This window comes from Streptomyces sp. ISL-12, from assembly GCF_018614415.1.
Taxonomy (GTDB): Bacteria; Actinomycetota; Actinomycetes; order Streptomycetales; family Streptomycetaceae; genus Streptomyces.
In genome coordinates this window covers 21,718-38,151 of sequence record NZ_JAGGOO010000108.1, presented here as the reverse complement: position 1 = coordinate 38,151, position 16,434 = coordinate 21,718, and the positions used below count along the sequence as shown (strand labels likewise).

The window sequence follows — 16,434 nt, the reverse complement described above, 5'->3', positions numbered from 1 at the left end:
CGGAGGTCCTTGAGGTCGTCGATCTCCCCGATCCCCGGCCCGGCGCCAACCTCCTCGACGACGCCCTGCTCTCCCGCCGCCTGTACCCGTCACACGCTGGGCAGCCCGCAGGTTCCCATCGGCCGGGCCCAGCCTCTCGCCCGTCGACGTGGTGTAACCCGCCGGTGCTCGGAGCGAGCCGGCTCACCGGGCAGGCAGTCCCCGAGTGATCAGTGCCGACCAGGCCGCTGCATGGATCGCGGCTATATCTGGTCCACCCGGGGTGTCGGCTGTCTCCGGACGGTCGGCGGACACGGCTCAGTGACGGGAGCACCCCTCGTATCCGGCGCGGCGGCGGGCCGCCCGGTGTTCGAGTTCTGCCGCGTCATATCGGTGGGGCCCGCACCCTGACCGGACGACTTCTACCTGAAGGTGCTGGCGGCGACAGCGACGTCAGCCACCTCGCCTCGATCGCCGGCGCGAACCACGGCGCCACGTACGCCGGCGCCTGTCCGATCTGCACGACCTGTCAGCAGATGTATCCGGGGCCCTCGTTCATCTCCCAGATCACCTCGGGCGACGAGACGCCGGGCACCACCGAGTACGCCACCTGGTACTCGGCGTGCGACGGGATCATCCTCCCGTACACGAGCACCCGGCCGAGCGGCGCGACCGACAACAACGTGCTCCGCCAGACCCACATCGGCTACCTGGCCGACACGGTCGTACTGGGCCAGATCGCCCGCTTCGTCGCCTCCTGACCACCGCGAGGCAGCCCTGTCCCCGGCACCGCGCGTGCCGGGGACAGGCGCGTGCCCGGAGGGCCGCTGTGACGGAACGCAATAGTCCACACAGGGCACGTCATAGTCCACAGCGGCCTCCCTACGCTCACAGTGAGCCTCGGCAAGAGCCGGCCTCGAGGCCCTGGTGGTGCACCCCACAGCACATCCGCACAGCACGCCCGCACAGCACGCCCGCACAGCACGCCCGCACAGCACTTCCCCTCAGTACCCCTCTCCCCGAATCCCCCCCACGGACGGAGATCCACATGCGCAGGACGAGCGCACGGTTCACCCTGGCCGGAGCCACGGCGATCGCGGTTGTCATGGCCGTGACAGGAGTAGGTGCGGCGAGCGGATCCGCCCCGGCCGAGCCGCTGGCCGCAGCCGCCACCACTCCCGTCGGTTTCGGCGCCGCCACCACCGGCGGCGCCGGCGGCGGCACGGTCACCGTCTCCACCGCCTCGGCCTTCATCAGCGCCGTACAGAGCAGCAGCGCCCAGACCGTACGGGTCAACGGCACGATCTCGCTGTCGTCGATGACGAAGGTCGCCTCGAACAAGACCATCGTCGGCGTCGGCACCTCGGGGAAGATCACCGGGAGCGGGCTCAACGTCTCCGAGGTGAACAACGTCATCATCCAGAACCTGACGTTCTCGGGGTCCAACGACGACGCGATCAACGTCCAGTACTCCACCAACGTCTGGATCGACCACAACGACATCTCCGACGCCAACGACGGCGCGGTGGACATCAAGCGGGCCTCGACCAACATCACCGTGTCCTGGAACCGCACCCACGACCAGGACAAGAACATGCTGCTGGGCCACTCCGACAGCAACTCCTCGGAGGACACCGGCAAGTTGAAGGTGACCTACGTCAACAACTGGTTCGACGGCACCAACCAGCGCAACCCGCGGGTCCGCTTCGGCAACCCGGTGCACGTGCTGAACAACTACTTCAGCGACATCGGCTCCTACGGCGTCGCGTCCACCGAGAACGCGGGCGTCCTGGTGGAGGCCAACTACTTCGAGAACACCGAGGACCCGTACCACCTCGGTGAGGGCGACTCCGACGAGGGCTCGCTGGTGGCGAGGAACAACCACTTCGTCAACTCCGGCTCGGGGCAGACCGGCGGCAGCGTGGCCTCGATCCCGTACAGCTACACCGCGCAGTCGGCGTCCTCCGTGAAGGCGACGGTGACCGCCGGGGCGGGCGTCGGCAAGATCTGACCCGCCCTCACCTACCGCACACCGCGCACAGGCAGGACCGGTGGCCCCCACGCCACCGGTCCTGCTCGGTTTCCCGCAGGCCCCGCGGGCCCGTTCCGTCACGGCTCTTGCCGGGTGCGACCGCCTCGTCTAGGTTCTCCACCCCCCGGAGATGCCGGCCGGAACCGACCGAGGGAGCGCCGATGGCCGCGGACCCGCACGGTACGGCGGACGGCGGCCCGCGCCGGCCGCTCATCATCGGGCTGCTCACCGCCAATATCCACCTCGGCGTCGGTGCCACCCTGTGGTCCGGTGTCCGCGCCGCCGCCGAGCGCGACGACGTCGGCCTGGTCTGCTTCCCCGGCGGTGACCTGCGCGGCGGCGACGCGCCCCGCAGCGCCCTGTACGAACTCGTGGGCCCCGCCCGGCTGGACGGCGTCGTCTGCTGGAGCTCGACCATCGGCCTGCCCTCCTCGGGGGACCGGGCCCGGTGGCTGCTGCGGCGGCTGGCGCACCTGCCGGTGATCAGTCTCAACCAGCCGCTGGGCGACCAGGCGGACGTCCTGTCCGTGGACAGCCACGCGGGCATGCGCAAACTGGTCGGGCACCTCGTCGCCCGGCACGGCTGCCGGCGGCCGGTGTGCATCCGCGGCCCGGTCGCCAACCCGGTCTCCGAGGACCGCTACCGCGCCTGCGTCGACGCCCTGCGCCACCACGGCATCGGGCTGGAGTCCACGCATGTGTGCGCGGCGGTGGACTTCGACGCGGCGGGCGGCGCCTCGGCGATGCGGGTGCTGCTCGACGCGCGGGGGCTGCGGCCGGGGGTGGACTTCGACGCGGTGCTGGCGTGCAGCGACGTACTGGCCGCGGACGCGCTGCGGCTGCTGACCGGGCGGGGCGTGCGGGTGCCGGAGGACGTGGCCGTCGTCGGGTTCAACGACTCGCCGGAGGCGCGGCTGGGTGATCCTCCGCTGACCTCGGTGGCCCTGCCCTTCGCGGAACTCGGCGCGCTGGCCGTGGACACGCTGGTGGCCAGGCTGCGGGGCACCAGACCGCCGGACCGCACAACCATCCCGGCCACCCTCGTCGCGCGCCGCTCCTGCGGATGCCCCTACCCGACGGCGCGGTACGCCGTACGGCCGCGGGCGGTGTCCCGGGCGGCCGAGGAACCGCGGGGCTGGGCCGCGCTGGACGCGGTGGCGCCGTCCGCCGGCGCCCGGCTCGCGGAGGCCTTCCACGCCGACCTCGTGCCCGGCGCCGCGGAGTCCGCGGAGGCGGCGGACTCCGCGGACGACGGCGCGGGCGGCTTCCTGCCGCTGGTCGAGCGGCTGCTGCGCGGCCGGGCCCGCACCCAGGCCGAGACCGAACGCTGGCACCAGGCGCTGGAGCGGGCCCGCCTCGGTGTCGTCGACCCGCTTCCGGCCGAGTTGCGCGGGCCGGCGGAGGCGCTGTTCGGACAGGCCCGGCTGATCGTCGCGGAGCGGTCGCGCGCGCTGCTGGAGTACGGGCGCTGGACCCAGGCCGTACGGGCCCGGCGGCTGCGGGAGTTCGGTACCGCGCTGACCACGGTGGTCGACCTCGACGGGCTCTGCGACGTCCTGGAGCGCCACCTCGCCCAGCCCGGCGTGCCGGCCTACCGGATCGTGCTGTACGAGCAGGCCGCGCCCGGGGCGGCGGCGCCGGTGCGCGGTATCGCCCGGCCGCTGCTCACCCGGGCGGAGGCGCGGCGGCTCGGGCACGCGGGGGTGCTGGACAGCCCGCCCTTCTCGGCCGCGCTGCTGCTCCCCGACAGTCTGATGCCCGGCGCCGGGCGGCGTTCCCGGCTGGTCCTGGAGCCCCTGCACATCGGTGAACAGCAGCTGGGGCTGGCCGTGTTCGACGCCACCGCCGGGGAGACGGCGGCCGACCAGGACGGGGCGCTCTACCGGGAGCTGGGCGACCAGATCAGCGCGGCGCTGAAGGGCATCGGGCTGTTCGACGAGGTGCGCAGGGCGCGGGACGCGGCCGAGCAGGCCAACCGGTTCCAGACCCGGCTGCTCACCCATGTCGTCGCCGAACTGCGTGAGCCGCTGGAGGCCATGCTCGCGCGGGGCGGCGACGACCCTCAGGCGGTGCTGGCGGAGGTGCACCGGGACGCCGCCCGGCTGCTGCACCTCAGCGCCAACCTGCTCGACCTCGCCCACTCGGAGGCCGGCGACCTGGTACTGACCCGCCGGCTGCTCGATCCGCTGCCGTTGCTGCGGCGGGCCTGTGCCGAGGCGGCCGCGGGGCGCCGGCCGCCGGCGCGTCCGCGCTGGTCGGTCGAGCTGCCGGACCGGCTGCCGTCGGTCCCGGCCGACGCCGCCCGGCTGCGGCAGGTCCTCGGCAACGTCCTGACCGCCGCCGCGGACCTGGCCCGGGGCGGCACGGTGGAGGTGTCGGCCGGCTGGTCGCCCGCCGGGGTGCGGGTCGTCGTCGCCGTGCCCTCGGTACCGGCCCCGGCCGGCGAGGCGCACCGGTTCGACGTGGCGCTGACCACGGCCCGCCGGCTGGCCATGATGCACGGCGGCTCGCTGCGGCCCACCGGAGGGCCGGACCGCGCCGAGTACGTCCTGGAGCTCCCCCTCCCCTCCCCCGACGGACACGCGCACCGGCCTCCGGCCGGCACCGGGCCGCTGCTCGTCGTCACGCCCGGGGAGGTGGCCGAGGACGTACGGCACTCGGCCGAGCGGCACGGGGTGCGGGCCCATCGCGCCGACGGCGGCCACGACACGGTGCCGTTCCCGGCGGACCGCGGGCCCGGGGCGGTGGTGTGGGAGGCGCTGCCCGACCGGCCGCAGGAGTGGCGCGTGGTGCAGCGGCTGCACGACCATCCCGCCCTGCGGCACACGCCGTTCGTGCTCTTCGGCGCCCGCGGCACCGATCTCGCGGACGCCCTGCGGGCGCTGCGGCCGAGCGGCCTGGCCGAACCGGTCGTGGTGGCGGGCCGCTCGCAGGAGTCACGGGAGGAGCTGCGGCGGATCGCGGAGGCCGCGCTGCCCGACCACCCGACCCGGGTGGTGGCCGACGCGGCGACCGTGCTGGCGCTGATCGCGGAGGAGACCCCCCGGCTCGTCGTCCTGGAGTCCTCCCTCGCCGACCTGCACGGCCTGGACGTCGTGGAACGGCTGCACGACGGGAGCGGCCGGGCGCTGTGCCCCGCGGTCGTCGCCGGGCACGAGGGGATCACGGCGGCCGACGCCCGGCGGGCCCGTCCGCATCCGGCGCTGCTCCTGCTGGACCTGGACGTGTTCGCGCCGCACGAGGCGGCGGCACTGGTACGGGAGCTGACGGGCCGCGACGGCCGGCTGCCGCCGCGGGTGCGGGCCGTCCTGGACGAGGCCCTGGTCTACCTCTACGAGCACTACCGGCGGCCCGTCTCCCGCTGGCAGCTCGCGCAGGCCGCCGGGGTCAGCGAGGACCACCTCGGCAAGCTCTTCCACCGGCGCTACGGCCTGACGATGTGGGAGTACCTCACCCGGCTGCGGGTGCGCAGGGCGGCCGAACGGCTGCGGACGAGCGAGGACAGCGTCCAGAGCGTGGCCCGCGCGGTGGGGTTCCGCGACCGTTCCCACTTCAGCCGGGCCTTCCGCAGGGTGACCGGCGTGGCCCCGCGCGCCTACCGCGAGGAGAGCCTCGCCGGCCCGGGGGCCGACCCGTGTGTCTCCCGGCGGGTTCCGTGATCGCCGTCGATGGTCCGGCGCAGGCCGCCGGGCGCCGGAGCGGCTGTCCTCGCCGGTGACTGGACCACCCGCGACCCGGGCCTCGGCGCCCTCTGGGGCCCGGTGGCCCCGGCGCGGAGCGGGCCGAGTCCAGGAGCGTCGGCACGCCCGCGCGCGGGGCCTGCCGCCCCTGACGGACGTCCGGGGCGCGGCCGGGCGTCAGCCGGTCAGTCCGACGGTCGCCGAGCCGGACCGGCCGCCGGCGGTGGCCGTCAGGGTGACTCGCCCCGGGCGGAGCGCCGTGAGGGTGTGCGTGGTCAGGTCGAGGACGGCCAGGGTCCGGCGGTTCGCGGCGGCCTTCTTCGCGTCGGCGGCCGAGACGGCGACGGCCAGGCCCGGGGAGCCGGACCAGACGACGCTGGCGGGGTGGCGCAGCGGGAAGCGCAGACCGTACTCGCTGGTGACGCCGGTGGCCGCGACGGCGGCCGAGGCGCCGGCGGCCAGTTCGGCGGGGGCCGACAGTTCGACGGCGTCGATCAGCGGGCGGCTCTCGGCCCGGAGCCAGTCCCGGGTGGCGGGGCTGGGCAGGCCGCGCCGGATCCGGGCCGGGCGCGGGTCGACGGCGACGTGCATCCAGCCGAAGAAGCCGCCCTGGTCGGGAGAGCTGTACGGCGCCTTGCCGACGGCCGGGGTGGTCACTTCCAGGACGCCGTCGGCGCGGGTGACGGAGGCGGTGTGGGCGTGGCCGGTGAACAGGGCGACGGGTTTGCCCGAGGTCTCCCGGAAGCCGGCCAGCCAGCGCTGGAGGAGGGCGGCGGAGAGCCGGTCGGAGAGCTGGGAGGAACCGGCGCCGGAGGGGTCGGTCAGGGGGTGGTGGAAGGCGACGACGACACCGGTGACCCGCGGGTCCTCGGCGGCCTTGTCCAGTTCGTCCCGCAGCGCCGGGACCTGGTCCCAGTCGGAGGTCCGGATGTCGCCGGTGTGCGAGTCCAGCAGCACGAACCGGGTGCCCTTGTGGTCGAAGACCTGCCGGTTGGGGCGTCCGGTGGCGGCCTTGAAGGCGTCCAGGCCGCCGGTGGCCGACAGGCCGGCCTCGTGGTTGCCGGGGGTCCAGTACACGGGCAGTGCGGCCGGTACGTGATCGCGCAGCAGATTGTCGGCGAGGGCGAAGTCGGCCGGGCCGTTGTCGTCGACGAAGTCCCCGTTGACCAGGATGAAGTCGGGGTCCGCGGCGACCGCCTGGGCCAGGGCGGTGGCCGCCTGCCGTCCGGCGAAGGAGTCGGGTCCGGTCGCCGCGCTGATGTGCAGGTCGGACAGGACCGCGAAGGTCCAGCGGCCGCGCGGCAGCCCGGACTGTCCGACCACGTAAGGGTCGGGCAACGGTGCCTCGGCGGTCTCCGGCTGCTGTCCGACCTGTGCGGCGAGGGCGTCGAACTCCAGCGCGCCGGCGTTCTTGTCGGTCTGCGAGGTCTCCGCGATGTAGAGGCGCAGCAGGGTGATCGGCCCGGAGAAGCCGTCGGGCAGGTCCCCGACGACCTGGCGCCAGCCCGTCCAGTCGACCGTGGTGGTGAAGGTGAAGGGCACGTTGGTGGTGCCCTGGGAGCGGAGCATGGCGCGCAGCCAGTGGCCGCGGCCGTCGCCCTTGACCCACAGCGCGAGCCGTCTGGTGCCGGCGGGCAGGGTGATCGGGGCGCTCGCCACCGCGTAGGCCGCGGAGGTACTGGGCTGTCCGGTGAAGTCGTAGGTCAGGCGCAGGGCGTGGTTGCCGGCGTCGGCGCCGGGGCGGTCGGGGGCGGCCACGGTCCGGGCCGACGCGGTGCCGCGGGATGCCACGGCCGTCCACGTCTCGTCCGGCTCGAACTCCGCGAGGGGTACGTCGGCCAGACCGACCGTCACCGTGAGCCGGGCCGTGACCCCGTCCACGGTCGCGGTGAGGACGGTCGCCTTGCCGTCGGCCGCCGCGGCGCCGGTGACGGTGAGGCGGCCGTCGGCCTGCGCGGTCACGTCGACGACGGCCTCGTCGTGGTCGAGGGTGACGTCGCTGGCGGCCACCGGGGCGTCGAAGCCGTCGGCGTCGTAGCCGGTCAGGCCGGTCCGGGCGGTGGCGCCGGGTTCGATGGTGAGGGCCCGGTCGGTGAAGGCGAGCCGGTGCAGCGGACCGACGACCCGCATCGGGTGCTCGCCGCGGGCGGCGCCGGCGCGGGCGGTCAGTGTGCCGGCGCCGGGCCGTCCGGCGCGGAAGACGCCGTCGTGCGCCCGGCCGAGGGAGCCGGGCCGGGCGGTCCAGCCGATCCGGTGGCCGTCGACGGCGGCCGGGGACCAGGTCTCGTCGTAGCCGGCGGCGGTGACGTTCATGGTGAGACCGGGGACCACGCGGTCGGCCGCGGCGCGGACGTCGAGTCCCCGCAGCTTTCCCGAGCCCTTGGTGCCGAACAGGCCGACCCCGTTGGGTACGGGCCGTTCGGCGCCGTCGGAGGGCGTGTTGACCACGCTGACCTCGGTGTCGCCGGGACGGCGGGCGACCATGCCGGTGGAGCCGCCGCCGTCCAGCATGAACGCCTCGCTCGCGCCGAGGCGGACCAGCAGTTCGGCGGTGGCGTCGTAGGAGAGGCCGGCCGAGAAGTCGGCCGAGCCGTCGACGGCGACCAGCAGCAGCCGGTGTCCGCCGGCCGGCCAGCCGATGACCGTGCGCGGCTTGTCCGCGTCGTTGCCCTCGCCGGGCGGGAAGTCGACGGCCTTGCCGCCGCGGACCAGTACGGCGTTGCTGCCCAGCGCCATGTGCGGCGCGGCGGGCGAGTCGGAGCGCGGCGCGAAGGTGACGGTGACGGGGTCGCCCGGGCGGGCGGCGGCGAGCCGGGCGGCGGCCGTGCCCCGGCCGACGACGATCAGCCCGCCGTCCGGCACCGCGGTGTCGGTGAGTTCGCCGTTGACCTGGGTCACCCTGCCGTCGGTGACGACGAGTTCGGTGTACGGGCCGGTGCCGCCGATCGTGGTGCGGGGGCCCGGACCCCACAGCGGGGTGTAGGCGGTGAGCCCGTCCAGGGGCGGGGAGGGCGAGTTGAGCGCGGCCAGCGGGCGCGCGGTGCCGGCCACCGTGACCGTGCCCTCGATCATCAGGTCGGCCAGCCGCGCGACCTGGTCCGCGCCCACCGTCGCCACGGTGGTGGCCGTGGCGCTGCCCTTGCGCAGCCGGCCGTCCTGTATCTCGGGGCCGATGGCGGCGTCGGTCTCCGTGATGTCGAAGAAGTCGCCGTTGACGGCGGCGACCGCGCCCCGCGCCCCGGCCAGCGCGGACGGCGTGCGCTTCTCGCTCACCTTCCCGGCGACCAGGTCGGCGGCGGCGTGGCGCAGATCGGCGTTGAGGACGTGGACCCGGGTCCAGCCGGTGCGGCCGTAGGTGGCGAAGCTGGTCAGGACGATGCCGGGGGCCACGGGGCGGTCCACCCGGTCCACCTCGACCGACTCGCCGGGAACCGTCGTGCGGTAGTCGGGGACCCACGGGCGCGGGGCGCCGCCGTCGGTGCCGTGGCGCGTACCGGTGCCGGTCGCCGGGCCGCCGGCGGGCCGGGCGGGGGCGGCGCCGGCGGCACCGCCGGCCGTGGTCGCGGTGAGGGCCGCGGCCACCGCGCCGGCGAGCAGGCCGCGTCGGCTCAGGGCCAGGGAGCTCTCGGGGAGTTCATTCATGGACATGACGCTATGGAGCCACAGCGGCGGACGTGTGAACGGCGCGTTGAGGGAACGGCGGTGACGACAAGTCGAGTCACGCCTGTTGACTCCCCGTCTCACAGGCCGCACATTACCTATCAGTGTTACTTGCAGGTAACGCCCGGTTCGGCGCCGCCGCGACCATCCGCCCGTACGCCCGAGAAGAGGGACAGCCCATGCCGAAGCGCACCTTCAGACGCCCCGCGCGGCGTGTCATGGCCGCGACAATTGCTACGGCGGGTGCCCTGGCCCTGAGTGCCACGGGTGCCACCGCGCACGCCGCCGAGCCCCTGGACTACGTCGCCCTCGGCGACAGCTACAGCGCCGGCTCCGGCGTCCTGCCCGTGGACGTCACCAATCTGCTGTGCCTGCGCTCCACCGCCAACTACCCGCGGGTCATCGCCTCCACCACGGGCGCCCGGCTCACCGACGTGACCTGCGGCGCCGCCCAGACCAGCCACTTCACCCAGTCCCAGTACCCGGGCGTCCCCCCGCAACTGAACGCCCTGGACACCGGCACCGACCTCGTGACGCTGACGATCGGCGGCAACGACAACAGCACGTTCATCAACGCGGTGACCTCCTGCGGCACCGCGGGGGTGCTCAGCGGCGGCAAGGGCAGTCCCTGCAAGGACCGGTACGGCACCTCGTTCGTGGACCAGATCGAGACCAACACCTATCCCGCGCTGAAGGCGGCACTGAGCGGCGTCCGCGCCAAGGCGCCCGGCGCGCGCGTGGCGGCGCTGGGCTACCCCTGGATCGTGCCCGCCTCCGCCGACCCGTCCTGTTTCGCCAAGCTGCCCATCGCCGAGGGCGACGTGCCGTACCTGCGCGGCATCCAGGCGCGGCTCAACGCGGCCGTCCAGCGCGCCGCGGCGGAGACCGGCGCCGTCTTCGTGGACTTCGCGCGGGTCTCCGAGGGGCACGACGCCTGCGCGGCCCTCGGTACCCGGTGGATCGAACCGCTGCTCTTCTCCACGAACCTCGTTCCCGTCCACCCCAACGCGCTCGGGGAGCGGCGCATGGCCGAGCACGCCATGAGCGTCCTGGGACTCGGCTGATCCCCGGTCCCGGCCGGCCTCGTACGGGAAGGTTCCTCAGCCGTCCGGCGCCGTCAGGTGGGCCGTGTCGCCCCAGAGGACGGGCCGCAGGCGACGGCCGTCGCCGCGCCAGTACGAGACGGAGGCGTTCGGAACGGGCGGCACCGGATCGGGCGCCTCCGCACCGATCCCGGCCAGTACGTGGCGCAGGGCGACGACCACGGCGTCGTGCGCCACCAGGAGCACCCTGCGGCCGGGGGCGGCCGCGCTCAGGTCGGTGACGAACTGCCGCACCCGCAGGGCGACATCGGTCAGGGCCTCACCGCCGGGCGGCCGGAACCACCACTCCCCCGCCGTGGCGCGGCGCTCGGCCTCCCGCGGGGCCCGCTCCCGCAGCACCGCCGGGGGCCAGAGTTCGTGGACGCCCGTCTCCCTGTCCCGCAGCCGTTCGTCGGCCACCACCGGCAGTGCCGCGCCGTACGTCCCCGCGGCGCCCTCGGCCATGCCCTGCCAGGTCTGCCGTGCGCGGACGTAGGGGGAACACACCACCAGCTCCGGTCCCGTGCCGGGCCGCTGACCGGCCAGCCAGCGGCCCAGTGCGCCGGCCTGGGCGGCGCCCGCGCCGGACAGCGGCACGTCACGGTCGCGGCCGGGTACCGGCCGGGCGGAACGGCCGGACCGTTCGGCCGCGGCGAAGGCCACGTTCGCGGTGCTCTCCCCGTGGCGCACCGCCCACAGCGCGCCGAGGGCGCACGGGGGTGTGAGGTCGACGGCGTGCGAGCCGGCCGGCGCGGAGTGTCGCTGGACCATACGGCCTCCTGTCGGTTCCCGGAGGGCGCATCCTGCCAGACCGGGTAGTGCCGGGCAGGGCCCGACGACGTCCGAGGACGGGGCCCCACCCAGCCGACGGTCTCGGAGCAGCGGCTCGACGGCTGGGCCGATGACCGCCCGGCCGCCGTACGGATACGGCCCGCCGCGACGGGGGATGCGCGGCGGGCCTTCGATCAGTGTGACACGAACGGAGGTGGGAGTGTTCCGTTCCCCCTGCCGTGGCCGGAAAGCTCCGCCCGGCCCGTCATCCGTTCCCCGCGAGCACGGGGACGCCGACCGGGCCGCGGAGGTCGGGGCCGCGGCCCGAACCGGCGTACCAGTGGGCGAACTCCGCCCCCTGCGGACCCGGCCGGCCGAGGTGGCGCATCCGCTCGCGTCGCAGCCGGAGCAGGAACCGCGGATCGGATCCGGCCCCCTCGGGCAGGTGGAGGAGGGTGAGCAGCCGGTCGGCGAACTCCTGCACCTGCCAGGCCTCGGCGGCCCGCCGCCGCGCGTAGCCCGCCAGGTCGGCGCCGGTGCCGTCGCGGAACCAGGAGATCAGGCCGCGGGCGGCGTCGGCCGCGTCGGCGACGGCCAGGTTGAGCCCCTTGGCCCCGCTGGGGGTGAGTACGTGGGCGGCGTCGCCGGCGAGGAGGACCCGGCCCAGCCGTGCCCGGTCGCGGACCATCCCGCGCATCCGGAGCATGCCGACGTCCAGGATCTCTCCCACGATCGGGAGGCCGTCGGCCGCGGCGCCCGCCCGGGAGCGGAACGCCGCCCGGATGCCGTCCGGCGTCCAGCGTTCGGCCCGGTCCTCGCACGGCACTTGGAGGTAGAGGCGGGCACGGTGACCGGTGCGCGGCATCAGCCCGGCGAACCCGTCCGCGTGGACGGCGTACGTCACTCCCTCGACGGGCCGGTCGACGGCCACCAGGGCGGTGAGCCAGTCGTAGGGGTAGCGGAAGGACCGTGCCGTACCGGGCGACAGGCTGTCGGCGAGGCTGTGCGGACCGTCGCAGCACAGCACGTAGTCGCAGACGACCTCCAGGCCGTCGCCGAGCAGCCGCGGGCGGTCGTCGACGTCCGTGACCGCGCGCACCCTGCGGCCGAACCGGGGCGGGCAGCCCGCGGCAGCCGCCCGTGCGACGAGGTCGCGCACCAGCGACTGCTGGGGGTAGACCCAGTGGGCGGCGCCGCCGGACAGCGCGCCGTAGTCGATCCGCACCCGGTGGCCCTCGCAGACCATGTCGCACCAGGCGTGGCGCACGCCGTCCGCCAGCATGCCGTCGGCCAGCCCCCGGCCCTCCAGGTACTCGGCGACGCGGTGCTCGACCAGGCCGGCCCTGGCCCGCTCCTCGACGTCCCGCCGGGAGTCCTTCTCCAGCAGGCAGACGTCCACTCCCGCCGCGCCGAGCACACAGGCGGCCACCAGTCCCGCCGGGCCCGCGCCCACGATGCCGACCTGCGCCGACAGCCGGAGGGTCACCGTCCGCGCTCCGACAGCAGGCGGGGGTCGACCAGCGCGGGATTGAAGATCTCCCGGACCACGCCCAGGGGTTCGGCCCCGTGCCGCAGCAGACAGATCCGGTAGGCCGCGGGCGCGGTGCCCCGCACCAGCGGCCACGGCATCCGGCCGATGTCGAGCAGCGAGCGGTGCCCGCTCACGCCCGCCCGGTGCAGCTCGGGCCCCAGCGGGCCGGCGCCCTGCAGACACGCGGTGGTGCGCGCGTCCACGTCCAGCCGTCCGACGACCACGTTGGCCGACCACACCGTCCCGGCCGGGTCCACCAGCGTGCTGCTGCGGACCACCACGCGGTCCGGTCCGCCGAGTACGGCCGGCGCCATGGCGATGGGCGTGTCCCGGTCGCCGCGCACCTGCCACTCCAGCGTTCCCACGGTCAGCGGGGCCCGCGCCCAGGCTTGCAGGGAGGTGGTGGTGAGGCCGTCGCCGGCGAGCAGCAGGCGCGTGGCCGGGGAGGCGAACCGGGCGATCGCGTCCGTGCGCTCCCGGCTCGCGAAGTCGGCCGTCCGCTCTGTCGTGGTCACTGTCACCCGTACCGTTCCGTCCGCCGCAGAGACTGCGGAGCTTCGTTGCGACCGTCGTCACTCGTGCGTGGCGCGCACTTCACTCAACCGGACGAGTCGTGCCACCGGGCGGGCATGGACGGGCTGTTCACCCCATCGGGCGATTGCGCGGGGAAAGCGGGGACATCGGCGGGCGGACTCCGAGACGGTGGACGGCGGTCTCCGCTCAGCCGGCGGCGCGGGTCCACGGGGCGGGTCCGGTCCCGTCGCTCCAGGCGTCCAGTTCCTCGCCGTTCACGCAGACTATGCCGCACTGCTGCGCGTAGGAGAGGGCGGGAGCGGTGAAGTCGCTGGTCGTGACGAGTACCGCGACCTCGGCCTCGTGGACGGTGAAGCACGTGCCGCCGAAGCGCTGCATGTCCTGCGAGCCGACCTTGTGGCCGTCGCCGTACCGCTTGCACTGGACGACCATCCGCCGTCCGTCGGGGGTGCGTGCCAGGACGTCGGCGCCCAGGTCCTGGGGGCCGCCGACCACTTCCGTCTCGGGGCAGCCGTCCCGGGCGCAGAGAGCGGCCACGGCGTGCTCGAAACCGTCGGGTTCCAGTTCGACGTACTCGGTTCCCGGAGCCGCGACCTCCGGTACGGGGGCGGACGCCACCTGCTCGGCCGCCTCCTCCAGGGCCAGTGTGGCGCGCCGGGCGTACCTCACGGCCGACCGGCGGCGCCGCCCGGAGCGGCACAGCCACGCCACCGCGACGCCCGTCAGGACGAGGGCGACGGCCCACGCGGGACGTTGCCCGGCGGTCCGGGCCGCGGTGCGGACCACGAAGCCCGCGAGGCAGAGGAGGATCGCGAGGAGGAGGAAGAACAGGGCGGTGGCGCGCAGGTCGAAGCGCCGCTCGCGGTCCGCGCGGCGAACGGGGCGGGTGGGTACGGTCATTGCGCTCCCTCCACAGGGCCTGGACAAAGATCACGACGAAGATCACTTCACTCCGCCTGCCCAAGATCGACGGTCTTAAGATGACGCGCGATCCGGCGGCATCCGAGACCGGAGACCCCACCGCTCACCGAAGGGACGCCCGATGATCGAGACCGGAGAGGACGGCCGCAGCTGGCTGCTGTCCGGCCCGACGAGTTCCTACGCCCTGCGCCTGGACGACGAGGACCACCTGCTGCACCTGCACTGGGGGCCGCGGATCGGTCTCGCGGACGTCGCCGCGCTCGCCGGACTCCCTTTGCCGGAGTGGTCGTTCGAGTCGCCGCTCGACGGCCATGAGGAGTATCCCGTCGAGGGCGGCCGGCGGTTCGCCGAACCCGCCCTGATCGTACGGTCCCCCGGCGCCCGCGGCACCGCGTGGACCTTCGTCTCCGCCGGGACGGCGGGGGACGAACTGCGCCTCGCCTTCCGCGATCCCGTGACCTCCCTGTCCCTCACCCTCCACTACCGCCTCCGGGACGGACACGACGTCGTCGAACGCTGGGTCACCGTCGCCAACACCTCGGCGGACACGCCCCTGGAGGTGCCGCGGGCCGACTCGGCGACCTGGACGCTGCCCGTGCGCGCCGCCTGGCGGCTGTCCCATCTGCACGGCCGCTGGGGCGCGGAGAGCCGGCTGGTGCGCGTCCCGGTCGGCTACGGCGCCCACACGATCGGCAGCCGGCGCGGGCACACCGGGCACCAGCACCTGCCCTGGGTGGCGCTGGACGCCGACGGCACCGCCACCGAGGAGCACGGCGAGGTCTACAGCTGTGCCCTCGCCTGGTCGGGCAGCTGGCGGCTGGCCACCCGCCGGCTGCCCGACGGCACCGTGCAGGTGACCGGCGGCTGGGGGCACGACGACGCGGGGCTGCTGGTCCTGGCGCCCGGTGAGTCGCGCAGTACGCCCGTGCTGGCCGGCCTGCGGTCCGCCGAGGGCTTCGGCGGGGCGAGTGCCGCCTGGCACGCCTGGCAGCTGGCGCACGTGATCCCGTCGGCCGCCGAGGACCGGCCGGTGCTCTACAACTCGTGGGAGGCGACCTGGTTCGAGGTGTCCGAGGAGCAGCAGCTGGCACTGGCCCGCCGGGCCGCCGCCATCGGTACGGAGCTGTTCGTCGTCGACGACGGCTGGTTCGGGCGGCGGACCAGCGACCGGGCCGGGCTCGGCGACTGGAGTCCCAACCCGGACCGGTTCCCGCGCGGGCTCGCCCCGCTCGCCGGGGAAGTGCGCGCCCTGGGCATGCGGTTCGGCATCTGGGTGGAGCCGGAGATGGTCAACCCCGACAGCGACCTGTACCGGGCGCACCCCGAGTGGACCCAGCACGTCCCCGGCCGCGCGCCCACCCAGTTCCGCAACCAGCTCGTCCTCAACCTCGCCCGCGCCGACGTGGCCGCCTTCGTCGAGGAGCGGATACACCAGTTGTTGGAGTCGGCGCCGATCGACTACGTCAAGTGGGACTTCAACCGCTCCTTCACCGACCCCGGCTGGCCCGGCGAGGCGTTCCCGGAACGGCTGTGGACCGAGCACGTGGAGGCGCTGTACGGCATCCTGGACCGGCTGCGGGCCGCCCACCCGGGCGTCGCCTTCGAGTCCTGCTCGGGCGGCGGCGGCCGGATCGACCTGGGCATCCTCTCCCGTACCGACCAGGTGTGGACGTCGGACAACACCGACCCGGCGGACCGGCTGGCCATCCAGCACGGCTTCGGGCAGGTGCACCCGGCGCGGGTGATGGCGGCCTGGGTGACGGACAGCCCCAACGAGCAGATGAACGGGCGGGTCAGTTCCCTGCGGTTCCGGTTCGTCAGCGCGATGGCCGGGGTGCTCGGCGTCGGCGGCGACCTCACCCGCTGGAGCGAGGCCGAACTCGACGAGGCGAGCAAGTGGATCGGGCTCTACAAGGAGATCCGGCCGGTCGTCCAGCGCGGGCGCCTGCACCGGCTGCTGCCGCCGGACGGTGACGGCCTGAGCGCCGTCCAGTACAGCCTGGGCGACGAGGTCGTGGTCCTCGCCTGGCTGCGGGCCCAGTCCTTCGGCCAGGAACCGGCGCCGGTGCGGCTGCGCGGCCTGGACCCGGGCGCCGTGTACGTCTGTCAGGACACCGGCCGCCCCCACCGCGCCCCGGTCCTGCTCCACCACGGCCTGCGCACGGGGTTGCGCGGCGATCTCGACGCCGCGGTGTTCCGCTTCCGGCGCGAGGGCTGACCCCGGGTGTTCCTCCGGCGCAAGCG

Annotated in this window: 9 protein-coding genes and 1 pseudogene; 5 read left to right on the top strand and 5 right to left on the bottom strand. The window is 74.8% G+C overall.

Going from position 1 to position 16,434, the window contains the following annotated elements; translation table 11 throughout:
* Window positions 1-416 precede the first annotated feature (416 nt).
* The 3 genes and pseudogenes from J7I94_RS27060 to J7I94_RS27050 form a co-directional block, all read left to right on the top strand.
* Window positions 417-740 (top strand): annotated as a pseudogene (locus tag J7I94_RS27060) (lipase); the annotation flags it as partial.
* 287 nt (window positions 741-1,027) lie between these two features.
* Window positions 1,028-1,990, top strand: coding sequence for a polysaccharide lyase family 1 protein (locus J7I94_RS27055; RefSeq protein ID WP_215170994.1), 963 nt, complete (start codon window positions 1,028-1,030; stop codon window positions 1,988-1,990).
* A gap of 182 nt (window positions 1,991-2,172) precedes the next feature.
* Entirely contained in the window at window positions 2,173-5,670 is a 3,498-nt protein-coding gene (locus J7I94_RS27050) for a substrate-binding domain-containing protein (protein WP_215170987.1), read from the top strand.
* Window positions 5,671-5,868: 198 nt separating this feature from the next.
* On the opposite strand, the gene J7I94_RS27045 is transcribed toward J7I94_RS27050, so the two are convergent.
* Window positions 5,869-9,333 (bottom strand): phosphodiester glycosidase family protein, encoded by a 3,465-nt coding sequence (locus tag J7I94_RS27045; RefSeq protein WP_215170985.1) that lies wholly within the window; start codon window positions 9,331-9,333, stop codon window positions 5,869-5,871.
* A gap of 197 nt (window positions 9,334-9,530) precedes the next feature.
* On the opposite strand from J7I94_RS27045, the gene J7I94_RS27040 reads away from it, so the two are divergent.
* Window positions 9,531-10,415, top strand: a complete 885-nt coding sequence (locus tag J7I94_RS27040) for an SGNH/GDSL hydrolase family protein (protein WP_215170983.1) — start codon at window positions 9,531-9,533, stop codon at window positions 10,413-10,415.
* Window positions 10,416-10,451: 36 nt separating this feature from the next.
* Here J7I94_RS27040 and J7I94_RS27035 read toward each other — a convergent pair whose 3' ends face one another.
* The 4 genes from J7I94_RS27035 to J7I94_RS27020 all read right to left on the bottom strand — a co-directional run bounded on the left by J7I94_RS27035 (window position 10,452) and on the right by J7I94_RS27020 (window position 14,169).
* Window positions 10,452-11,204: a histidine phosphatase family protein gene (locus J7I94_RS27035; RefSeq protein WP_215170981.1), complete on the bottom strand. Its 753-nt coding sequence runs from the start codon at window positions 11,202-11,204 to the stop codon at window positions 10,452-10,454.
* A gap of 265 nt (window positions 11,205-11,469) precedes the next feature.
* On the bottom strand, window positions 11,470-12,690 hold the full coding sequence (locus J7I94_RS27030) for an FAD-dependent monooxygenase (RefSeq protein ID WP_308114710.1): 1,221 nt from the start codon (window positions 12,688-12,690) through the stop codon (window positions 11,470-11,472).
* On the bottom strand, window positions 12,687-13,250 hold the full coding sequence (locus tag J7I94_RS27025) for a hypothetical protein (protein WP_215170979.1): 564 nt from the start codon (window positions 13,248-13,250) through the stop codon (window positions 12,687-12,689). Before J7I94_RS27025 ends, J7I94_RS27030 begins: the two co-directional genes overlap by 4 nt.
* Before the next feature lie 205 nt (window positions 13,251-13,455).
* Entirely contained in the window at window positions 13,456-14,169 is a 714-nt protein-coding gene (locus tag J7I94_RS27020; RefSeq protein ID WP_215170977.1) for a restriction endonuclease, read from the bottom strand.
* 142 nt (window positions 14,170-14,311) lie between these two features.
* Here J7I94_RS27020 and J7I94_RS27015 point away from each other — a divergent pair, with 142 nt between their 5' ends.
* Entirely contained in the window at window positions 14,312-16,408 is a 2,097-nt protein-coding gene (locus J7I94_RS27015; RefSeq protein WP_215170976.1) for an alpha-galactosidase, read from the top strand.
* Window positions 16,409-16,434 lie beyond the last annotated feature (26 nt).

Bases quoted from the DNA above. Each gene is read 5' to 3' on its own strand.
- J7I94_RS27020 (WP_215170977.1), bottom strand. From the start codon at position 14,169: ATGACCGTACCCACCCGCCCCGTTCGCCGCGCGGACCGCGAGCGGCGC.
- J7I94_RS27015 (WP_215170976.1), top strand. From the start codon at position 14,312: ATGATCGAGACCGGAGAGGACGGCCGCAGCTGGCTGCTGTCCGGCCCG.
- J7I94_RS27045 (WP_215170985.1), bottom strand. From the start codon at position 9,333: ATGAATGAACTCCCCGAGAGCTCCCTGGCCCTGAGCCGACGCGGCCTG.
- J7I94_RS27055 (WP_215170994.1), top strand. From the start codon at position 1,028: ATGCGCAGGACGAGCGCACGGTTCACCCTGGCCGGAGCCACGGCGATC.
- J7I94_RS27050 (WP_215170987.1), top strand. From the start codon at position 2,173: ATGGCCGCGGACCCGCACGGTACGGCGGACGGCGGCCCGCGCCGGCCG.
- J7I94_RS27035 (WP_215170981.1), bottom strand. From the start codon at position 11,204: ATGGTCCAGCGACACTCCGCGCCGGCCGGCTCGCACGCCGTCGACCTC.
- J7I94_RS27040 (WP_215170983.1), top strand. From the start codon at position 9,531: ATGCCGAAGCGCACCTTCAGACGCCCCGCGCGGCGTGTCATGGCCGCG.